Origin of the sequence: Gordonia sp. NPDC058843, assembly GCF_042743165.1 — a bacterium.
GTDB lineage: Bacteria > Actinomycetota > Actinomycetes > Mycobacteriales > Mycobacteriaceae > Gordonia.
The window spans coordinates 140,397-159,255 of sequence record NZ_JBHYNC010000003.1 but is presented as its reverse complement, the minus strand read 5'-3'; the positions used below and the strand labels follow the sequence as shown (position 1 = coordinate 159,255).

General features: G+C 70.0%; 15 protein-coding genes and 1 riboswitch. Of the genes, 6 read left to right on the top strand and 9 right to left on the bottom strand.

Features of this window, described 5'->3' with window-relative positions:
* Nucleotides 1–282: 282 nt before the first annotated feature.
* On the top strand, nt 283–627 hold the full coding sequence (locus tag ACFW3F_RS03645) for an RNA polymerase-binding protein RbpA (protein ID WP_058250448.1): 345 nt from the start codon (nt 283–285) through the stop codon (nt 625–627).
* Nucleotides 628–715: 88 nt separating this feature from the next.
* On the opposite strand, the gene ACFW3F_RS03640 is transcribed toward ACFW3F_RS03645, so the two are convergent.
* The 5 genes from ACFW3F_RS03640 to cobN form a co-directional block, all read right to left on the bottom strand.
* Nucleotides 716–1,534 carry a polyprenol monophosphomannose synthase gene (locus tag ACFW3F_RS03640; protein WP_388054392.1) on the bottom strand — a complete coding sequence of 273 codons (819 nt, stop codon included), beginning with the start codon at nt 1,532–1,534 and terminating at the stop codon, nt 716–718.
* Nucleotides 1,518–3,179 carry an apolipoprotein N-acyltransferase gene (lnt, locus tag ACFW3F_RS03635; protein WP_388054566.1) on the bottom strand — a complete coding sequence of 554 codons (1,662 nt, stop codon included), beginning with the start codon at nt 3,177–3,179 and terminating at the stop codon, nt 1,518–1,520. The genes ACFW3F_RS03640 and lnt overlap by 17 nt, the downstream gene beginning before the upstream one ends.
* Before the next feature lie 26 nt (nt 3,180–3,205).
* Entirely contained in the window at nt 3,206–4,840 is a 1,635-nt protein-coding gene (locus ACFW3F_RS03630) for an amidohydrolase (protein WP_388054390.1), read from the bottom strand.
* A gap of 108 nt (nt 4,841–4,948) precedes the next feature.
* Nucleotides 4,949–5,458 carry an FxsA family protein gene (locus ACFW3F_RS03625; protein ID WP_388054388.1) on the bottom strand — a complete coding sequence of 170 codons (510 nt, stop codon included), beginning with the start codon at nt 5,456–5,458 and terminating at the stop codon, nt 4,949–4,951.
* A 92-nt stretch (nt 5,459–5,550) separates the two neighbouring features.
* Nucleotides 5,551–9,201 carry a cobaltochelatase subunit CobN gene (cobN, locus tag ACFW3F_RS03620; protein ID WP_388054387.1) on the bottom strand — a complete coding sequence of 1,217 codons (3,651 nt, stop codon included), beginning with the start codon at nt 9,199–9,201 and terminating at the stop codon, nt 5,551–5,553.
* A 71-nt stretch (nt 9,202–9,272) separates the two neighbouring features.
* Nucleotides 9,273–9,354, bottom strand: a riboswitch (cobalamin riboswitch).
* 60 nt (nt 9,355–9,414) lie between these two features.
* Between cobN and cobG the strand changes: the two genes are divergently transcribed.
* The 3 genes from cobG to ACFW3F_RS03605 are packed head-to-tail and all read left to right on the top strand — an operon-like array spanning nt 9,415 to nt 12,849.
* Nucleotides 9,415–10,590 (top strand): precorrin-3B synthase, encoded by a 1,176-nt coding sequence (gene cobG / locus ACFW3F_RS03615; RefSeq protein WP_388054385.1) that lies wholly within the window; start codon nt 9,415–9,417, stop codon nt 10,588–10,590.
* A 13-nt stretch (nt 10,591–10,603) separates the two neighbouring features.
* Nucleotides 10,604–11,227: a precorrin-8X methylmutase gene (locus tag ACFW3F_RS03610; RefSeq protein ID WP_388054383.1), complete on the top strand. Its 624-nt coding sequence runs from the start codon at nt 10,604–10,606 to the stop codon at nt 11,225–11,227.
* An 11-nt stretch (nt 11,228–11,238) separates the two neighbouring features.
* A complete protein-coding gene (locus ACFW3F_RS03605; protein WP_388054381.1) occupies nt 11,239–12,849 on the top strand; it encodes a precorrin-2 C(20)-methyltransferase in 1,611 nt (536 codons plus the stop codon).
* On the opposite strand, the gene ACFW3F_RS03600 is transcribed toward ACFW3F_RS03605, so the two are convergent.
* From ACFW3F_RS03600 to ACFW3F_RS03585, 4 genes are read right to left on the bottom strand one after another with little or no spacing between them, the layout of a single operon-like run.
* On the bottom strand, nt 12,802–13,563 hold the full coding sequence (locus ACFW3F_RS03600) for a cobalt-precorrin-6A reductase (RefSeq protein WP_388054379.1): 762 nt from the start codon (nt 13,561–13,563) through the stop codon (nt 12,802–12,804). The two genes, ACFW3F_RS03605 and ACFW3F_RS03600, sit on opposite strands and share 48 nt — an antisense overlap.
* Before the next feature lie 14 nt (nt 13,564–13,577).
* Nucleotides 13,578–14,354, bottom strand: a complete 777-nt coding sequence (cobM, locus tag ACFW3F_RS03595) for a precorrin-4 C(11)-methyltransferase (RefSeq protein WP_388054377.1) — start codon at nt 14,352–14,354, stop codon at nt 13,578–13,580.
* The gene (gene cbiE, locus ACFW3F_RS03590; protein ID WP_388054375.1) at nt 14,351–15,682 is read right to left on the bottom strand and encodes a precorrin-6y C5,15-methyltransferase (decarboxylating) subunit CbiE; all 1,332 of its coding nucleotides are present in this window, start codon (nt 15,680–15,682) and stop codon (nt 14,351–14,353) included. Before cbiE ends, cobM begins: the two co-directional genes overlap by 4 nt.
* Nucleotides 15,679–16,476 (bottom strand): SDR family NAD(P)-dependent oxidoreductase, encoded by a 798-nt coding sequence (locus tag ACFW3F_RS03585; protein WP_388054564.1) that lies wholly within the window; start codon nt 16,474–16,476, stop codon nt 15,679–15,681. Before ACFW3F_RS03585 ends, cbiE begins: the two co-directional genes overlap by 4 nt.
* Nucleotides 16,477–16,540: 64 nt before the next feature.
* Between ACFW3F_RS03585 and ACFW3F_RS03580 the strand changes: the two genes are divergently transcribed.
* Together ACFW3F_RS03580 and ACFW3F_RS03575 are read left to right on the top strand one after the other, a co-directional pair.
* A complete protein-coding gene (locus tag ACFW3F_RS03580; RefSeq protein ID WP_388054373.1) occupies nt 16,541–16,942 on the top strand; it encodes a PPOX class F420-dependent oxidoreductase in 402 nt (133 codons plus the stop codon).
* A gap of 235 nt (nt 16,943–17,177) precedes the next feature.
* Complete coding sequence (locus ACFW3F_RS03575; RefSeq protein WP_388054371.1) at nt 17,178–18,812, top strand: DUF222 domain-containing protein; 1,635 nt, start codon at nt 17,178–17,180, stop codon at nt 18,810–18,812.
* Nucleotides 18,813–18,859: the final 47 nt, after the last annotated feature.

The window sequence follows — 18,859 nt, the reverse complement described above, 5'->3', positions numbered from 1 at the left end:
TGCGGCCGCACCATGCGCACGCGTACGGCCGACGGCGCCGCGAAGCGCCTGTCTGCTCACGCTGTGTAGTGCCTGGTTCCACACCGAGACCGTACCGCGCGGGGACCCCGGGCAGCGTTCCGACGACACGGGTCGTCGCCGGTGGCGGACGTGCTCGGGAAAGCGCGTAGAATATTCCTGTTGACGACCCGAAAGTCGTGCGCAGCGTTGCGCGCGAGCCAGGAATGCAACAGAGATCTTCCGGCAGACCGGGAGATCCGACGAAGTTGAGAGGAACCCTTCATGGCAGATCGAGTACTTCGGGGTAGCCGCCTCGGCGCGGTGAGCTACGAGACCGATCGAGACCACGACCTCGCGCCACGACGCATCGTCCAGTACCGCACCGACAACGGCGAGATCTTCGACGTGCCGTTCGCCGACGACGCGGAGGTCCCGTCGAAGTGGCCGTGCAAGAACGGCATGGAAGGCACCATCCTCGAGGGCGCCGAGCCCGAGGAGAAGAAGACCAAGCCGCCGCGCACCCACTGGGACATGCTCCTCGAACGTCGCAGCGAGGAAGAGCTCGAAGTGCTTCTGAACGAGCGCCTCGATCTCCTCAAGCAGCGACGCAAGGGCATCACCAACTGACACCCGCGGGCGCCCGACGCCCGAACCGAACAGACCCGGCAGGATGACCTGCCGGGTCTGTTCGTCTGTCAGGTGCCGGCTCGGTGGGTCACCGGGTCCGGACGAGTCCCCAACGCTCGAGCCGGCTCTGGATGCCCCACCGGGCGACCATCGTGAACGCCTCGGACATGACGCCGCCGCTCATCTTGGATACGCCGATCTCGCGTTCGGTGAAGGTGATCGGTACTTCGCGGACGTCGAAACCGGCACGTACCGTGCGCCACGCGAGGTCGATCTGGAAGCAGTAGCCCGCCGACTCGACGGTGTCGAGTTGGATCTTCTCCAGGACGATGCGGCGATACGCACGGAAACCGGCGGTGATGTCGTGCACGCCGGCACCGAGGGCGAGACGCGCGTAGGTGTTGGCACCACGGGAGAGGAACTCGCGGCGCTTGGGCCAGTTGACGAGCTTGCCACCGCGAACGTACCGCGATCCGATCACGAGATCCGCGCCGTCGTTGATGGCGTCGAAGAGTCGATTCAGCTGTTCGGGTGCATGGCTGCCATCGGCGTCCATCTCGACGATGACGGCGTAGTCGCGGTCGAGTCCCCACGCGAAGCCGGCGAGATAGGCCTTGCCCAGTCCGTCCTTGTCGACGCGGTGCATCACGTGCACGCGCGTGGACTCGTCGGCGCGGGCGAGTTCGTCGGCGACGTCGCCGGTGCCATCCGGGCTCGAGTCGTCGACCACGAGGACGTGCGCCCCCGGCAGCACATCCTGCAGACGTCCGATGATGAGCGGCAGGTTGTCGCGTTCGTTGAACGTCGGAACGACGACGAGTGCGCCTGTACCGTCGGCGCCGACCACGCGTTGCGGCGCGTCGTCGGGCCGCCGCTCCCCCGCCGTGGCGTCAATCCCCGATGCCATCGAGCTCCTTCGTGTCACCGGTCGCCCGTGCGGCGACCCTGCGTGGCCTGAGTGAGAACCTAGTACGCGAGCGCAGCGCAAACAAAAGTCCGGCCACTGCGGCGATGATCGCCAGCACCTCCGGCCACGGGCCCAGGCGGGTGGCGAGGATCATGTCGTCGTGCAGCGGAAGGCGCCCGGTGAGCACGTCAGAGGTGAAGATGCCTGATTGTCGGCTGATGGAACCGTCGGGCGCGATGACGGCACTCACCCCGCTGGTGGCGGCCACCACGACAGCGCGCCCGTGTTCGACGGCCCGGACCTGTGACATGGCCAACTGCTGATACGTCATCTCGGTCCGGCCGAAGGTCGCGTTGTTGGTGGGTACGAACAGCATCTGGGCGCCTTCTCGCACGGACTGTCGTGCGGCTCGGTCGAAGGCGACCTCCCAGCAGGTTGCGACGCCCACGGTGACCGTCCCGGAGCGACCGGGCACATCGACCACGGTGGGTCCGGTGCCGGGACGGAAATCTCCGGCCATGTCGGCGTAGGACGAGAACAATCGGAAGAACGGCCGCCACGGGAGGTATTCACCGAACGGCTGGACGATGTGCTTGTCGTAGCGGTCGACCGGCCCCTGTGCGCCGTCCCAGACCAGGACCGAGTTCGTGGGCCGCCCATCGGGGTTGCGGATGAGCGTGCCCACCAGGATCGGCGCGTCGACGGCCTCGGAGGCGGCGGTGATCTCGCCGGCGGCGTCGGCGTTGTCCAGCGGTGAGATGTCCGAGGCGTTCTCGGGCCAGAGGACGAAGTCGGGCTGCTCGGTCTGCCCGGTGTCGATCGCCCGGCCGTAGGCCATGGTGGTGCGTACGTGATTGTCGAGGACGGCACGACGCTGGGCGTTGAAGTCGAGGCCCAGACGCGGGACGTTCCCCTGGACGGCACCGATGCGGGCCGAGGTGGTCGCGATGTTCCGGTCGAGGCTGGCGGGGGTGGCCGCGATCGCCGCGATCGGGGCCAGCAGGGCGATCGCGACAGCGGCGGTGGCGATGCGCACCACGCCCGAGGAGCGTTCGGTGGCCGGTCCCACGCCGTCGGTGACCTCGGTGGTGATCGTGCTCGTGCGCCGGTAGGCCCGGACGAGGACCACGAGAAGCCACGCGATCGAGGAGCCGAACAGGGCGACACCCGCCGAGAGACCCGGCGCACCCAGTACGGAGGCCAGCGGCAGCAGCGGCCCGTCGACCTGACTGAAAGCCGTCCGCCCCCATGGGAATCCGCCGAACGGGAAGGCGGAGCGAAGAGCTTCGACGAGCACCCACGACAACGTGAACCAGACCGGGGGCACCGGGAGTCGCATCGTCACGGTGGCGATCGCCCCGAACAGGGCGAGATATCCGGCGAGCACCGCGGCCAGGGCGAGCCACGGGAGCGGACCGACATAGACGCCGATCCACGGCAGCAGCGGCACGAAGAACGCCAGGCCGAAGACGAAGCCGACCCAGGCGCCCGTGCGCACACGGGGTGCCCCGACGGAAAGCGCCGCGAACAGGAGTCCGAGGCCGAGGACCGCCAGGAACCACCAGTTGCGCGGTGGGAACGCGGCCCACATCGCGATGCCGGCCACCGCGGCGGTCCCGGTACGCGCGATCCAGGGCTGTGACATCCAGGTGCGGGAGATCTGCGGCGGACTCACCCGGCATCCCGGTCGTAGAGGGTTCGCCCCCGGTGCACGGTGCGCACGCAACGCGGGAGCGCGGCTCCCGGCGAGACGTCCGGCAGCGCCGGGACGCGGGAGCGGGGATCGGTCGACCACCGTTGGACCTTCTCGTGGGATCCGGCGACGACGAGATCGTCCACCTCCCACACCGCGTAGCTCGCGGGGGCACCGGGCGTGAGGGTTCCGGTGACGCCGTCGTTGACGCCGCCGGCCCGCCACCCGCCGCGGGTGGTCGCGGCGAAGGCGCCGCGGGCCGAGATCGCATTGGTCGGCTGATGGTGGTGCACGGCCGCCCGGATCGTCGACCACGGGTCGATCGCGGTGACCGGAGCGTCCGACGAGAACGAGAGGGCGACACCGGTTTTGGCCAGCATGGCGAAATCGTTGAGAGTCGCCGCCCGACTCGCACCCAGACGGGCGTCGTAGAGATCGCCCGGGCCGCCCCATTCGGCGTCGAACAGCGGTTGCATGCTGGCGATGACGCCGCAGCGCGCGAGGACCTCGGCGTCGGCGGCGGTGACCATCTCGGCGTGCTCGAGTCGGTGTGCGCACCGCGCGAGGGCGGGTGTCCCGAGCTCATCGGCGAGTTCGGCGAGTGCGCCGACGACCACCCCGGTCGCGGCGTCGCCGATGACATGGAAACCCGCCTGGATGCCGGCGATCGTGCAGGCTCGCACGTGGTCGCGGATCTGATCGGCATCGAGGTAGTTGATGCCGTGGGTGTGCGGGTCGTCGGTGTAGGGCTCGGTGAGCCACGCGGTGTGGGAGCCGATGGCACCGTCGATGAACAGGTCGCCGCCCAGGGCGTCGGCGCGGGTGATCGACATCAGTTCGCGGGCGTGGTCGGCGTCGGTGACGGCCTGTCCCCAATAGCGCCGGATCTCGACGGGGTGGTCGAGTTCGCCGAGCGCCAGGAAGTCGTCCATACCGCTGATGTCGGGACCGCCGTTCTCATGGACGGCGACCACACCGTGGGCCGCGGCACCGTCGAGCGCGCGGCGCTGGGCCCGTTCGCGATGGGCGGCGGTCACGAGCAGCCGGGCCGCTCCCCGGACGAGATGGTGGGCCTCGGCGACCAGAGGCTCCTCCGGGTGATAGCCGACGGCGTCGGCCAGATCCGGGATCAGACGTCGAAGCGCGGTGGACGCCACCGCGGAATGCTCGTCGATCCGGGCGAGGTAGACCGGCCTCGTCCCGACGACGGCGTCGAGTTCGCTGGTGGTCGGGAAACGACCGTCCTCTGGTTCGGACCCCGCCCAGGTCGAGTCGTCCCAACCGAGTCCCCAGATGAGGTCACCGGCGTCGTGGGCGGACTCCGCCTCCGCGGCCTTCGCCACCAGCCGCAGGCAGTGGGTTCGACTCGACGCCTCGTTCAGCGTCAGACCGTCGAGTCCGAGTCCGGTGGAGGTCAGGTGGACATGTGAATCGACGAAGCCGGGACTGACGAAGAGCCCGCCGAGGTCGATGACCTCGGCATCGGGATGCAGGGCGCGTCCGACGTCGTCGGTCCCGACCCAGACGACGATTCCGTCGGTGACGGCCATTGCGGTCGCGTCGGGGGCGGCCGGCGAGTACACGGCTCCGCCGAGAAGCAGTTGGGTTGCCACGATCGTTCAGTCTGCCTTGCCGTCGGGAAGTGGTGGCGAGGGGTCCGGGTGGGCGTGTGTCTGGACCACGGACGGTGTCGGCTCGCCCCGAGGAGCGATCAGGACGGGTCAGCGGCCCTGCGGCAGATCCCGGGTCCGCAGCGGTGTCGACGGGTGACCCGCCTCCGGTGTGTCGGACTCCACGACGGAGCCTTCGACGACGGTTGCGCCACGTCCCGCGCCGTACACGCCGGTCGCGTAGACCCCGGCCCGGTCCATGGCGGTCGCGACCTGGCGTGCGCCGGCGGCGACGACGACCGGTCGCAGTACGCGACGCGTCGGCGGGAACAACAGCAGGGTCCCGGCCACGGTCGACACGACACCCGGGATGACCAGCAGGAGTGTCGACACGGCGACGAGCGCGGTGTCGGCCAGCGGGGCGCGGGGATCGACCTCGTTCCTCGAGGCGCGCCGCAGCTCGGCGAGGATTTTGCGTCCCTGCCAGCGCAGGATGACGAGCCCGAGGACGACGGCGGCGAGGCTGATGAGCACCGCCCAGCCGAATCCGAGGGTCATGACCATCGCGACGAACGCGGCGATCTCCAGCACGGCGTAGGCCGCGAACCAGCGGAGTGCCATGGTGCTTCACCTGTCCTTCGGTGCCGTCCGGCACCCGTTGACGTCAGGGTCTGCATCGGTAACGAACGACGGGGTGATTTTTCTCCCGAGGGTCAGTCCTCCCCGCGACCCTCGATGTCGCCCTCGGTCTGGAGGTAGACGTTGCGCAGGGCGTCGAGCAGCTCGGCCGGCGGTTCGCGCCACATGTCGCGTTCGACGGCCTCGAGCAGCCGTTCGGCGATGCCGTGCAGCGCCCACGGATTGGACTGTTGCATGAACTGCTGATTGGTCTCGTCGAGCACGTAGGACTCGGTGAGCTTCTCGTACATCCAGTCGGCGACGACGTCGGTGGTCGCGTCGTAGCCGAAGAGATAGTCGACGGTGGCGGCCATCTCGAAGGCGCCCTTGTACCCGTGGCGCTGCATCGCCGAGATCCACCGCGGGTTGACCACGCGGGCGCGGAACACGCGGCTGGTCTCCTCCGACAGGGTCCGGGTGCGGACGGAGTCGGGCCGGGTGCTGTCGCCGATGTAGGCCTCCGGCGAGGAGCCGGTCAGCGCGCGGACGGTCGCGACCATGCCGCCGTGGTACTGGAAGTAGTCGTCGGAGTCGGCGATGTCGTGTTCGCGGGTGTCGGTGTTCTTCGCCGCCACCGCGATCCGCTTGTAGGCGGCGCGCATGTCGTCGACTGCGGGCACACCGTCGAGGTCCCGACCGTACGCATAGCCACCCCACTCGGTGTACACCCGTGCGAGGTCCTCGTCGCTGCGCCAGTCCCGCGAGTCGATGAGTTGCAGGATGCCCGCGCCATACGTGCCCGGTTTCGAGCCGAACACACGCATCGCGGCACGGCGCGGGTCGCCGTGCTCGGCCATGGCCGCGCGCACGTGGGCGGCGACGAAGTTCTGCTCGTCGGATTCGTCGTCGGCCGCCGCAGCGAGCGCGACCGCGTCATCGAGCATGGTGACGACGTGCGGGAAGGCGTCGCGGAAGAAGCCGGAGATGCGGACGGTGACGTCGATGCGGGGACGGCCGAGTTCCTCGAGGCCGATCAGCTCCAGCGACGAGACCCGCCGTGACATCTCGTCCCATACGGGCATGACCCCGAGCAGCGCGAGAACCTCGGCGACGTCGTCACCCGAGGTGCGCATGGCGCTGGTCCCCCACACCGACAGCCCCACCGATGCGGGGTATTCGCCGTGGTCGGTCAGGTAGCGCTCGAGCAGCGAGTCGGCCATCGCCCGGCCGGTCTCCCACGCCAGCCGCGAAGGCACCGCCTTCGGGTCGACCGAGTAGAAGTTGCGTCCGGTGGGCAGCACGTTGATCAGGCCGCGCAGCGGCGAGCCGCTCGGCCCGGCCGGGATGAACCCGCCGTCCAGTGCGTGGAGAACACGTGGGACTTCACCGGTCGTCTGGCGCAGGCGCGGGACGACCTCGGTGGCGGCGAACGTCAGCACGTCCCCGACCGCCGCGGGCAGTCCCGCGGTCGCCGCGGCCACGGCGTCGAGCGACCAGTCGTCCTTGGCGCAGGCCGCGACGAGCTCGCGCGCCTGGGCCTCGACGGCGTCGACGGCGCCTCGCTCGGCCGAGCCGTCCTCGGCGAGTCCGAGGGCCTCGCGCAGGCCGGGCAGCGCCGAGGTGCCGCCCCAGAGCTGACGTGCCCGCAGCATGGCGAGGACGAGGTCGACCTCGGCGTCGTCGCGCGGCGGCTCGCCGAGCACGTGCAGCCCGTCGCGGATCTGCACGTCCTTGATCTCACAGAGCCAGCCGTCGACGTGCAGGAGCATGTCGTCGAAGACCTCTTCGTCGGGCCGCTCGGTCAGCCCCAGGTCCGAGTCCATCTTCGCCGCGGTCAGCAGCGTCCAGATCTGCTGACGGATCGCGGGCAGCTTCGCCGGGTCGAGCGCGGAGATGTTGGCGTGCTCGTCGAGTAGTTGTTCCAGACGGGCGATGTCGCCGTAGGACTCGGCACGTGCCATCGGCGGGATCAGATGGTCGACGAGGACCGCGTGCGCACGTCGCTTGGCCTGCGTCCCCTCCCCCGGGTCGTTCACGAGGAACGGGTAGACGAGCGGGAGGTCGCCGAGGGCGGCGTCGGTGCCGCAGTCCGCCGACATCCCGAGGTTCTTGCCCGGCAGCCATTCGAGATTCCCGTGTTTGCCGACGTGCACGATCGCATCGGCGCCGAAGCCGGTGTCGTGCGCGGCCACCCACCGGTACGACGCGAGGTAGTGATGCGACGGCGGCAGGTCCGGGTCGTGGTAGATCGCGACCGGGTTCTCGCCGAATCCACGCGGCGGCTGCACCATGATCGCGGTGTTGCCGAAGGTCAATGCGGCGATGACGATGTCGCCGTCGGGATTCTGGGAGCGATCGACGAAGAGCTCACCGGGCGCGGGACCCCAGTGCTCGGTGACCGCGGCGCGCAGGCCGTCGGGCAGGGTGTCGAACCATGCCCGATAGTCTTGCGCCGACAGCCGGATCGGATTGGCCGCGAGGGTCTCCTCGGTGAGCCAGTCGGCATCCTGACCGCCGGTGGCGATGATCTCGTGGATCAACTTGTCCGAATCGTCTTCTGCGAGACCGGGAACCGATCCGGGACCGGATTCCGGTCCGATGTCGTACCCGGCCGCGCGCATCGCGTCGAGCAGGCGCAACAGGCTTCGCGGGGTGTCGAGGCCGACGGCGTTGCCGATCCGGGCGTGCTTGGTCGGGTAGGCCGAGAGCATGACCGCGATCCGCTTGTCCGCGGCCGGCTTCCGCCGCAACCGGGCGTGCGCGGTGGCGATGCCGGCGACCCGGGCGCAACGCTCGAGATCTGGCTGGTACCAGGGCAATCCGTCGTCGTCGAACTCCTTGAAGGAGAAGGGCACGGTGATGATGCGGCCGTCGAACTCGGGCACCGCCACCTGGGTGGCGACGTCGAGCGGCGACAGGCCGTCGTCGCTGTCCGCCCAGTCCTCGCGCGAACCGGTGAGGCACAGCCCCTGCAGGATCGGGACGTCGAGCGCGGCGAGGCGTTCGATGTTCCACGCCTCGTCGTCGCCGCCGGCCGATGCGGTGGCCGGGGTGGCGCCGCCGGCGGCCAGCACGGTGACCACGAGGGCATCGGCGGTGCCGAGCAGCTCGAGCAGGTCGTCAGGTGCGGTGCGCAGCGACGCACAGAAGATCGGCAGCGCGCGTGCGCCCTTGGCCTCGATGGCGTCGCAGAGCGCGGCGATGTAGCGGGTGTTGCCCGCCAGATGCTGGGCCCGGTAGTAGAGCACCGCGATCGTGGGGGCGTCGGCGGGCACCTCAGTGACCGAAGGACGTTCCAGCAGGCCCCATGCGGGAGTCTGCTGCGGGAGTTCGAAACCGTTTCCGGTGAGCAGGACGGTGTCGGACAGGAAGTGGTGCAGGTTCACGAGGTTGGCGACGCCGCCGGCGGCGAGGTAGTCGTGAGCCTGCGCGGCGACGCCGGCGGGCACCGTGGAGTGCGCCATCAGATCGGGGTCGGGTTGCTGTTCGCCGGAACATACGACGAGCGGCTTGCCGGTCGCCTCGACCGCGGCGAGCCCGTCTTCCCAGGCACGCACGCCGCCCAGGATGCGCACGACGATGAGGTCGGCGTCTGCGGCGAGGCGCGGGATGTCCTCGATCAGGATCCGGGAGGGGTTGGCGCCGCGATAGGCCACAGCCGGCGTGCTCCCCGGCGGTGTGTTCTCTTCATCGGCCGCCGAGGCCGTGAGCAGATCGGTGTCCGAGGTCGAGAGCAGCAGGATCATCGTGTCTCCTCGCCGGGTTGTCGCGCCCGGAGCGTGTCGGTGCCGTGGATGGCGGGTGCAGTGCGAGGGACTGGTCTGACTCCCGGGTGTCCGGCCGTCGATGCCCGGTCCCCGATCACAGTGGCGCGACCGCGCCGGAATCGCACCGGCTTCAGCCCGCTCGCGGTGCGTTCAGCCTACGGCCACCGCACCCGCCGGTCGTAGGCTGGTGGGATGAACCAGCCAGCCCGGGCCGCGACCGACCGCTGCCCCGGGGTCTTCGACACGCATCCGGCGGCCGACGGAGCGCTGGCCCGGGTCCGGCTGCCGGGCGGGCGGATCCGTCCGGACCAGCTGGAGGTACTCGCCAAGGCGGCAGCCGAACACGCCGACGGACACCTCGAGCTGACGGTGCGCGGCAATCTGCAACTGCGCGGGATCACCGACGTCGAGGCCGTCGCCGAGGCGGTTGTCGCCGCCGGACTGGCGCCGAGCAGCACCCACGACAAGGTGCGCAACATCGAGCTCAGCCCGCTGACGGGGCGGATCGGCGGGGTCGCCGACGCCCGTCCGCTCGCCGCGGCCCTCGACGACGCGCTCCGTGCCGATCCGGCCGCGGCGTCCCTGTCCGGCCGATTCCTGTTCGGGATCGACGACGGCCGCGGGGACATCGCCGCCCGCCGGCCCGACGCGTGCGCGGTACTCCGGGCCGGCACCTCCCCCGCGGTCGACGGTCCCGTCGTGGCCGACATCGTCATCGGTGGGGTCGCCGTGGGGTCGGCGACCGGTCCGGAGGCGATCGTGCGGGCGCTGATCGCAGTGGCCGCGGGCCTGGGTGAGGTCGCCCCCGGCGCCTGGCGGGTGCGCGACCTCGACGCCGATACCCGACTGCGGCTCGAGGAACTCACCGCGTCGACGCTCGACCCCGCCATCGGGGACGATCCGGACGCGCCGCCCGCATTCCGTGAACCGATCGTCGGCTGGTTCGACCAGGACGACGGCGCGGTCCTGCTCGGGGCGGTCGTCGAACTGGGACGGCTGCCCGCCCGGCTGGCCGAGTTCATCGCGGCCGTACAGGCGCCGGTCGTCTTCACCCCCGACCGTGAGATCCTGCTGTGCGACCTGAGCGAGGGCGTCGCCGAAACGGTCGTCCGCGTACTCGCCCCGATGGGTCTGATCTTCGACGCCGCCTCGCCCTGGGCCTCCGTCAGCTGCTGCGTCGGGGCCCCGGGATGTTCCTCCGCGCACGCCCCGGTCCGCGAGGATCTGCTGCAGCGGGTTCGGGAGGGAGACCCCCCCGACGAACGCGAACACTGGGTCGGCTGCGCCCGCGGTTGCGGATCGCCGGCGCAATCCCACGTGTCGGTCGAGGCCACGCCCGACGGCGGATACGAACGGCGGCGCCGTTAGGCTCGTCTGCACCATGACCGAGTACCTGCGTGACGGCGCCGCGATCTACCGCCAGTCCTTCGCCACGATCCGCGCCGAATCAGACCTCTCCGCCTTTGCGCCCGACGTCGCGACCGTGGTCGTCCGCATGATCCACGCGTGTGGCCAGACCGACCTCACGCGCGACGTGGTCGCCACACCCGGAGTCGTCGCGGCCGCGCGTGGTGCGCTGGAGGCCGGTGCCCCGATCCTCTGCGACGCCAACATGGTGGCGTCCGGCATCACGCGCAAACGTCTACCCGCGGGCAACGAGGTGCTCTGCCACCTCTCCGAGCCGACTCTTCCGGACCTGGCCGAGCAGATGGGCACCACGAGAACCGCTGCCGCACTCGAGTTCTGGCTCCCACGCCTGGAGGGTGCGGTGGTCGCGATCGGCAACGCGCCGACCGCCCTGTTCGCGCTCCTGGACATGATCGACGACGGCGCGCCGCGGCCGGCCGCGATCGTCGGGGCGCCCGTCGGTTTCGTCGGGGCGGTCGAATCCTGCGCGGCCCTGGCCGAGCGCAACGACCTCGAATTCATCACGGTCACGGGCCGGCGCGGCGGGTCGGCGATCACCGCTGCCGCGGTCAACGCGCTCGCGACCCCGCAGGAATGACGGTGGCCCCCATGAACATCGACAGCACCTCCAGCAGTTCCGGCAGCGGCGCGACGGCCGGCCACACCTCGGGCACGGGCACGCTCTACGGCATCGGGCTCGGCCCGGGTGACAGCGAGCTGATGACCGTCAAGGCCGCCCGGCTCATCAGCACCGCGGACGTGATCGCGTATCACTCTGCGCGCCACGGCAACAGCATCGCGAGGTCGGTCGCCGAACCGTACCTTCGCGACGGGCAGACCGAGGAACGCCTGATGTACCCGGTCACCACCGAGACGACCGACCACCCCGGCGGCTACCAGGGCGCCCTCGACGACTTCTATGCCGAGAGCGCCGAACGCCTGGCGGTGCATCTGCGTGCCGGGCGCGACGTCGTGCTCCTCGCCGAGGGCGACCCGTTGTTCTACAGCTCGTACATGCACATGCACAAACGCCTGTCTCCGCACTTCGACGCCGAGATCGTCCCCGGCGTGACCTCGGTGAGCGCGGCGTCGGCGGCGACCGGTGTCCCGCTCGTCGAGGGCGAGGAGACCCTGACGGTTGTTCCGGGTACGGCGTCGACCTCGGAGTTGCTGTTCCGCTTCCGATCCGCGGACGCGGTCGTCGTGATGAAACTCGGCCGGACCTTCGAGCGGGTGCGCGACGCACTCCGCGCCGCTGGACGTCTCGACGAGGCGTTCTACGTCGAGCGGGCGTCGACAACGGTCGAGCGGGTGTTGCCGGCCGCCGACGTGGATCCCGCCGACGTGCCCTACTTCTCGATCGTCGTCGTCCCCGGACGGCGCAACAATCCGATGTTCGAACCGGAACCCGTCCCCGGCGAGCTCGTCGTCGTCGGACTCGGACCGGGCCACGACAGCTGGACCACCCCGGAGGTACGTGCCGAGCTGGCCACGGCCACCGACCTCGTCGGGTACACGACCTACCTCAAGCGCGTCACCCCGCGCCCGGGCCAGCGAGTGCATGCCAGCGACAACCGGGTCGAGGCCGAACGCGCCGAATTCGCCCTCGATCTCGCTCGACGCGGCGCGCGGGTTGCCGTCGTCTCGTCCGGTGACCCTGGCGTGTTCGCGATGGCCGCCGCGGTCGCCGAGGTCGCCGCGCAACCCCGCTGGCACGACGTGCCCGTCCGCGTGGTGCCCGGCGTCACCGCGGCCACCGCCGTCGCCGCAGCGGTCGGGGCGCCGCTCGGGCACGATTTCGCGGTCATCTCGCTCTCCGACCGACTCAAGCCGTGGTCGGTCATCGACCGGCGCATCCGCGCCGCCCTCGGCGCGGACTTGGTGATCGCCATCTACAACCCGGGGTCGGCGAGCCGCACCTGGCAGGTCGGCGCACTGAAACACACACTCGCCCAAACGGTGTCGCCCGACCGCGTCGTCGTACTCGGGCGAGACGTCGGCGGCCCGGAACAGCAGCTCACCACGACCACGGTCGCGGATTTCGACCCCGCGGTGGTCGACATGCGCACGATGATCATCATCGGGTCGTCGGCGACCCGCGCTGTGCCGCGCGCGGCGGGCGCGCTGGTGTTCACGCCGCGTAGTCACCACCCGGTGGACGATGCGGACCAGTCAGTCGAGCAGGGCCTCGAGCCAGTTCCGGGCGGCTCCGACGTCTGAGACGACCGGCAGGTCGGGTTCGGCGGGCCGGTCGACCATGATGACCTCGATCCCGAGTTCGGCTGCGGCCAGCAGCTTCGCCGAGGTCAGCGATCCCCCGCTGTTCTTCGTGACGAGTATGTCGATGTCGTTGTCGCGCAACAGTCTCGACTCCGAATCGTGGTCGTAGGGTCCGCGGGAGCGCAGCACCTCATGATGGGGTGGGAGAGCTCCGGTCGGGGCGTCGACGACCCGGATCAGGAACCACGCCGAATCGATCGACGCGAAGACCCCGACGTCCTGCCGCCCGGTCGTCAGGAAGACGCGACCACCCCGAGCCGCCACTTCCCGTGCGGCCGCGGGTAGGTCGGGCACGCGGGTCCACCTGTCGGCGCCGTCGGCCATCCAGGGGTCCCGACGCAGGCGCAACAGGGGGATCCCCACGGTGGCGGCGGCGCGCGCGGCATTGCGGGTGATCGTGGCCGCGAACGGGTGCGTGGCGTCGACGACCGCGCGAATCCGGTTGCGCAGCAGCCAGTCCCCCAGCCCTTCGGATCCTCCGAAACCGCCGATGCGCACCGGACCGACCGGCAGCCGCGGGTCGTTGACCCGCCCCGCGAGCGAACTGATGAATTCGATACCGGCCTCGGCCAGGGTCGATGCCAGCGCCCGCGCCTCACCTGTCCCGCCGAGGATCAGGACGTGTCCGACGTGGGCCGGTGGGGCGCAATCCACCTCGGCCGGGTCGATCACGGCGCCGGGTCGGGGTCGGTGCGGAGTTTGGTCATGCGTGCGTGCGAGTACAGATAGCTGTCGGTGGCGTCCGACCGGAGCGGGTCGAGCACACGACCGACGAAGATGACCGCCGTCCGTCTGATGTCGGCCGCGTCCAGGGTCTCGGGCAATCGGTGCAGCGGGCAGCGCACGATCTGTTCGTTCTCCCGACTCGCAAAAGCCACTGTGGCGGTCGGACAGTCGCTGCCGTAGTGCGGAGCGAGCGCGTCGACGATCTGTTCGGCGCGGTGGGCGGCTAGATGCAGTGCAAGGGTCACCCCGGTGGCGGCGAGACTCGCGAGATCCTCCCCCGGCGGCATGTCGGTCGAGAGTGTGGACACCCGCGTGATCAGCAGGCTCTGGCCGACGCCGGGGAGGGTGAGTTCGGTGTCGAGTGCGGCCGCGGCCGCGGCGAATGCCGGGACACCGGGCACGATCTGATGGTCGATGCCGCGCGCGGTCAGCTCACGCTGTTGCTCGGACATCGCCGAGTAGACAGCAAGATCGCCCGAGTGCAGGCGGGCGACGTCGTGACCCCGGGCATCGGCAGCCGCGATGACATCGACGATGTCCGACAACGGCATCCGGGCGGTGTCGACGAGTTCGACGCCGTCGGGACACAGGTCGAGGAGCTCGGCCGGCACCAGCGATCCGGCGTAGACACAGGTCTTGCACTTCCCGAGCACACGCGCTCCCCGCACGGTGATGAGATCGGGCGCACCGGGCCCGGCGCCGATGAAGTACACGGTCATCGGAGAGCCTCCTCGGAACCGGCATCGGGAGTCGGTCGAGCGATCTTCACGACCGCCCACTGGACGATCGGCAGCGCCGGACGCCAGGTGGTCATGGTGCCCAGGGGTGCCACGGTCTCCACCGACAGGCGACGCAGCGTACCGCCGTGTTCGGCGTGCAGTCGTGTCACCAGGGTCTGGTTCTCGACGGTGACCGCGTTGACGACGAGCCGACCGGCCTCCGACAACGACGACCAGGCGTGGGAGAGGATCTCCTCGTCGAGTCCGCCGCCGATGAAGATCGCATTCGGTCGGGGGGCATCGGACAGTTCGTCCGGCGCCGGCCCCCGCACCGAGAGGCGGTGCGCCACACCGTGACGGGCGGCGTTGCGCCGCAACCGATCAGCGCGATCCGGGTCCCGTTCGAAGGCGACTGCGGTCCCGCGGTCGTCGGCGCGCAACCATTCGATCGACACGCTTCCCGACCCGGCCCCGATGTCCCAGAGGACCTGCGCGCCGGCCGGTTCGAGCGCGCACACGGTGAGAGTGCGAATCGTCGACTTGGTGATCTGGCCGTCGTGCTCGTAGTCATCATCCGGCCGGCCGGGCAGCCGACTGCGGTGGGGTCCGACGCACTCGACGGCGACGATGTTGAGCGCATCCCCGGCCCGGCGGCTCCAGGACTCCGCCGTATCGGTGGCGATCTGCTCGGCAGGACCACCGAGCTGCTCCAGAACGGTCATCGTCGACGCACCGAATGCGGCGTCGACGAGCAGTCCGGCCACCGCCGCGGGAGTGGTCTCGTCACGGCTGAGGATCAGCACGCGAGCTCCGTCGGTGACCTCGCCGAGCACGATCGGGGGTTCGGTGCGCACGGCGCTGACGATCCGGGTCGTCGCCAGGTCCCACCCGAGGCGGGCGCAGGCCAGACTCGCGCTCGACACGGCTGGATACACCCGCACGCGGTCCGCACCGACGCGGGAGACGATGCTCGCACCGACACCGTGGAACATCGGGTCGCCGCTCGCGAGGATGTGAACGGTGTCCGCCTGGCCGCCGTCGACGATACCCTCGGCGACGACCCCCTTCTCGACCACTTCGGTCAGGTGCTCCGACATCGGCGAGCGCCACGGCCGGAGTTGCGCGCCCAGCTCCGGTGCAGCGCCGTCGAGGAGCGCCAGTTGCCTTGCGGCGCCGTAGATCACCCGTGCGCTGCGGAGCTCGTCACGCACGGTGTCACCGAGACCGGACCATCCATCGGCACCGATGCCGACCACCACGAACCCGAGTGCAGGGCCGGACGACGAGACAGGGCCGGACGACGAGACAGGGCCGTCGCGGGTGGTCATCGGGGAAGTCTCCGCCACACGGCGCGTGGCAGGAGGCGCATGCCGAAGAACAAGGGGCGCAGCGCGCCCGGGACCCAGACCTCGCCACGACCCCTGCGGTAGGCACGCGCCACCGCGTCGGCGACCTGCTCGGCATTCCTCGACAACGGCGCCGGTTTCACCCCGGACTCCATCAGGTCGCGGGTCATCGCGCCGACCACGAAACCGGGGCGGGCCAGCAACAGGCGAGCACCGGTGCCGTGCAAGGCATCTGCGAGACCACTCGCGAAGCCGTCGAGTCCGGCTTTGGTGGAGCCGTAGACGTAGTTGGCGCGGCGAACGCGGATACCGGCGACCGAGGAGAAGACGATAAGCGTCCCGAAGCCTTGCGCGCGCAGGACGGAGGCGAGCGGCGTCAGCACGCTGATGTGCGCGTAGTAGTCGGTGTGGGCGATCTGAAGTGCATGTGCCACATCGGTTTCGGCTCGGGCCTGGTCGCCCAGGATGCCGAACGCGATGATCGCTGTCCCGATCGGTCCGTGCCGTTCGGCCAGCGACTCGACCAGTGCGGAATGGGTGTCGATGTCGTCCGCGTCGAACGCGACGGTGTGCACCGCCGCCGCCCCGGCATCGAGTAGGCGGGCCGACTCGCCGACCAGATCGTCGGGACGACGAGCGGCCAGGACGACGGTTCGCCCGGACGCGAGTCGCGCGGCGGTGGCGACGCCGATCTCACTGCGCCCGCCGAACAGCACGAGGGTCCCGGCCCGGTCCGAGTCCGGACGCGTTGATGCCCCCCTGTTGCGTGACGCCATGGGTAGCAGTATCGCATCGCCCCCGAGACCGAACGTGTCCGCCGTCGCGGCTAGCGTGGTGGTCATGCCCCGTACCGCAGCCGACCTCGGATCCGATGCGCTCGCGTTCCTCATCGAACGCCACCTCGGGACTCTCACCACCCTGCGCGCCGATGGCACCCCACACGCCGTCGCCGTCGGGTTCACGTGGGATCCCGACGCCGGACTGGCGCGGGTCATCACCTCCGACGGCAATCAGAAGGTCCGCAACGCCGAGCGCGGCGGCTACGCGGCCGTCACCAACGTCGACGGCCCCCGGTGGCTGACCCTCGAGGGACCCGCGACAGTGCGTCGCGAACCCGACTCCGTGCGCGAGGCCGAGCAGCGCTACGCGCAGCGCTACCGGGAGCCCAGGCCGAATCCGCGTCGCGTGGTGATCGAGATCAGCGTCACCCGGGTGCTGGGATCGGCGTCTCTGTTCAGTTAGTGTCGCGCGTCTGACGTCGGATGCTGTCCGACGTGGGCGAGGCTGTCGTCAGCGGCTTCGGCCCACACGATGGTCTCGCGTCGGTCCCCTCTATCACGAGCCGCCGACAATTCTTCTGCGCGAGGCAACCGCCAGATCAGAAGTCAGACAGCATCTTTCGCTCGCTCCGATCACTTGATCTCGTGTAGACTCGAACGTACATTCGCATCAATGGTACTCGGGGGAGGTGACCGTCATGTTCGACACCACCGTTGTCGACGATGCCGCACCCTCGCCTCGTGCGGCCGAGCTCGTCGCCGAACTCCACCGGATCATCGACGAGCTGCAGACCGTCGACCTGGGCCCGTGTACGGATACCGAGCTTGTCGAGGTCGCCGCCGACACCGAAAAAGCGATCGCCCGACTGACGTTCACCGGTGACCGGCAACTCGTCACCATCGCCGACCGCGACCTGCCCCATCGCACCGGGCACCGCAGCATCACCGCATTCATGACCCACCGACTCCGGGTATCCGACCCGATGCGCCGCAACCACCAACGCGACGCCACCGCCAGCCACCTCACCCACACCGGCGAAGCCCTCGAACCCGAACACCCCACCCTCGCCGAAGCGTTGGCTGCCGGCCGCGTCGGCACCGCACACGTCCGCGCCATCATCGACGTCCTCGACCACATCCCGAACGCTGTCGACCACGATGTGAAGATCGCGGCCGAACGACAGATGACCGAAATCGCCGAAGCCCACACCCCCGCCGACATCACCCAATTGGGTGCCCGTCTGCTCGCCCACCTCGACCCCGACGGCACCCTCACCGACCATTCCGAACGCAAAAGGCGCCGCAACCTGTGGGTCAACCGCCAACGCGCCGACGGCACCGCCAAACTCACCGGCACCCTCACCCCCGAACTCGCCGCCCGCATCACCATGCTCTTGGCCGTCTGGGCCAAACCCGGCATGAACAACCCAGGTGATCCAGATTCGCCGACCGGCTCGTTCGACGACGCCGACCCCGACCAACTCGCTGCCGCGGCCGACCGCGACGACCGCACCCCCGCTCAGATCAACCACGACGCGCTCAACGCACTTCTCAAGGCTGTCCTTGACGACGGACTGCTCGGGTCATCGCACCGCGGACTACCCGTGCAACTGATCATCAAAGCCGACCTCGACGACCTCGCCCGCGAAGCCGGACTCGCGACCACCGCCACCGGCACCCTGCTACCCATCCCCGACCTCATCGAGATGGCCACCGATGTTCAACCGTGGTTGGCGATCTTCAAGAACTCCACCGCCGTACCGCTGTACTTCGGGCGCGGCAAACGTCTCGCCACCCGCGCACAACGTCTCGTCTCCTTCGCGCGCCCCGACGGTGAGGTGTGTTCGGCGCCCGGCTGCGACCAGCCCGCCACCCACGTCGAGATCCATCACGCCCAGAAGGACTGGGCCAAGGGTGGTCTCACCAACATCGACCAGCTCGCCCCGGCCTGCCCGCGCCACAACCGCATGGTCGGTGACCAGCCCGGCCAGTACACCACCCGGATCGAACGGTCCGGCCCCGACGAAGGCCGCTGCGCCTGGCGGTTGAACGCCGAACCGGGCGCACCACCCAACCCCGAACGCCTCAACCGCCGACCCGACATACCCAAACGGTTCGCGACACACCTGCACGACATACGCGACGAGATCCACGGACCACGGACCCGGCCCGGCGATCAACCACGCCCCGAGACGCCACTTGCCCACGACGTGCGCCGCTCATGGCTGACAACCAGCCACGTCCTCGACGTGCGCCCACCCCGACCCGGACCACCCACACCCCGGCCCTCCCTCGTCGAAGCACACCTCATGGCGCTCCTCGCCACCCACTGACCCGCACCCGGGCCTGTGGGTGGCGACCGGCGAACCTCAACTCGACC

Excerpts from the sequence above, each read along its gene's own strand:
- ACFW3F_RS03645 (WP_058250448.1), top strand. The coding sequence starts at position 283 with ATGGCAGATCGAGTACTTCGGGGTAGCCGCCTCGGCGCGGTGAGCTAC.
- ACFW3F_RS03640 (WP_388054392.1), bottom strand. The coding sequence starts at position 1,534 with ATGGCATCGGGGATTGACGCCACGGCGGGGGAGCGGCGGCCCGACGAC.
- lnt (WP_388054566.1), bottom strand. The coding sequence starts at position 3,179 with ATGTCACAGCCCTGGATCGCGCGTACCGGGACCGCCGCGGTGGCCGGC.
- ACFW3F_RS03625 (WP_388054388.1), bottom strand. The coding sequence starts at position 5,458 with ATGGCACTCCGCTGGTTCGCGGCCTACGCCGTGCTGGAGATCGCCGCG.
- cobN (WP_388054387.1), bottom strand. The coding sequence starts at position 9,201 with ATGATCCTGCTGCTCTCGACCTCGGACACCGATCTGCTCACGGCCTCG.
- cobG (WP_388054385.1), top strand. The coding sequence starts at position 9,415 with ATGAACCAGCCAGCCCGGGCCGCGACCGACCGCTGCCCCGGGGTCTTC.
- ACFW3F_RS03610 (WP_388054383.1), top strand. The coding sequence starts at position 10,604 with ATGACCGAGTACCTGCGTGACGGCGCCGCGATCTACCGCCAGTCCTTC.
- ACFW3F_RS03605 (WP_388054381.1), top strand. The coding sequence starts at position 11,239 with ATGAACATCGACAGCACCTCCAGCAGTTCCGGCAGCGGCGCGACGGCC.
- cobM (WP_388054377.1), bottom strand. The coding sequence starts at position 14,354 with ATGACCGTGTACTTCATCGGCGCCGGGCCCGGTGCGCCCGATCTCATC.
- cbiE (WP_388054375.1), bottom strand. The coding sequence starts at position 15,682 with ATGACCACCCGCGACGGCCCTGTCTCGTCGTCCGGCCCTGTCTCGTCG.
- ACFW3F_RS03585 (WP_388054564.1), bottom strand. The coding sequence starts at position 16,476 with ATGGCGTCACGCAACAGGGGGGCATCAACGCGTCCGGACTCGGACCGG.
- ACFW3F_RS03580 (WP_388054373.1), top strand. The coding sequence starts at position 16,541 with ATGCCCCGTACCGCAGCCGACCTCGGATCCGATGCGCTCGCGTTCCTC.
- ACFW3F_RS03575 (WP_388054371.1), top strand. The coding sequence starts at position 17,178 with ATGTTCGACACCACCGTTGTCGACGATGCCGCACCCTCGCCTCGTGCG.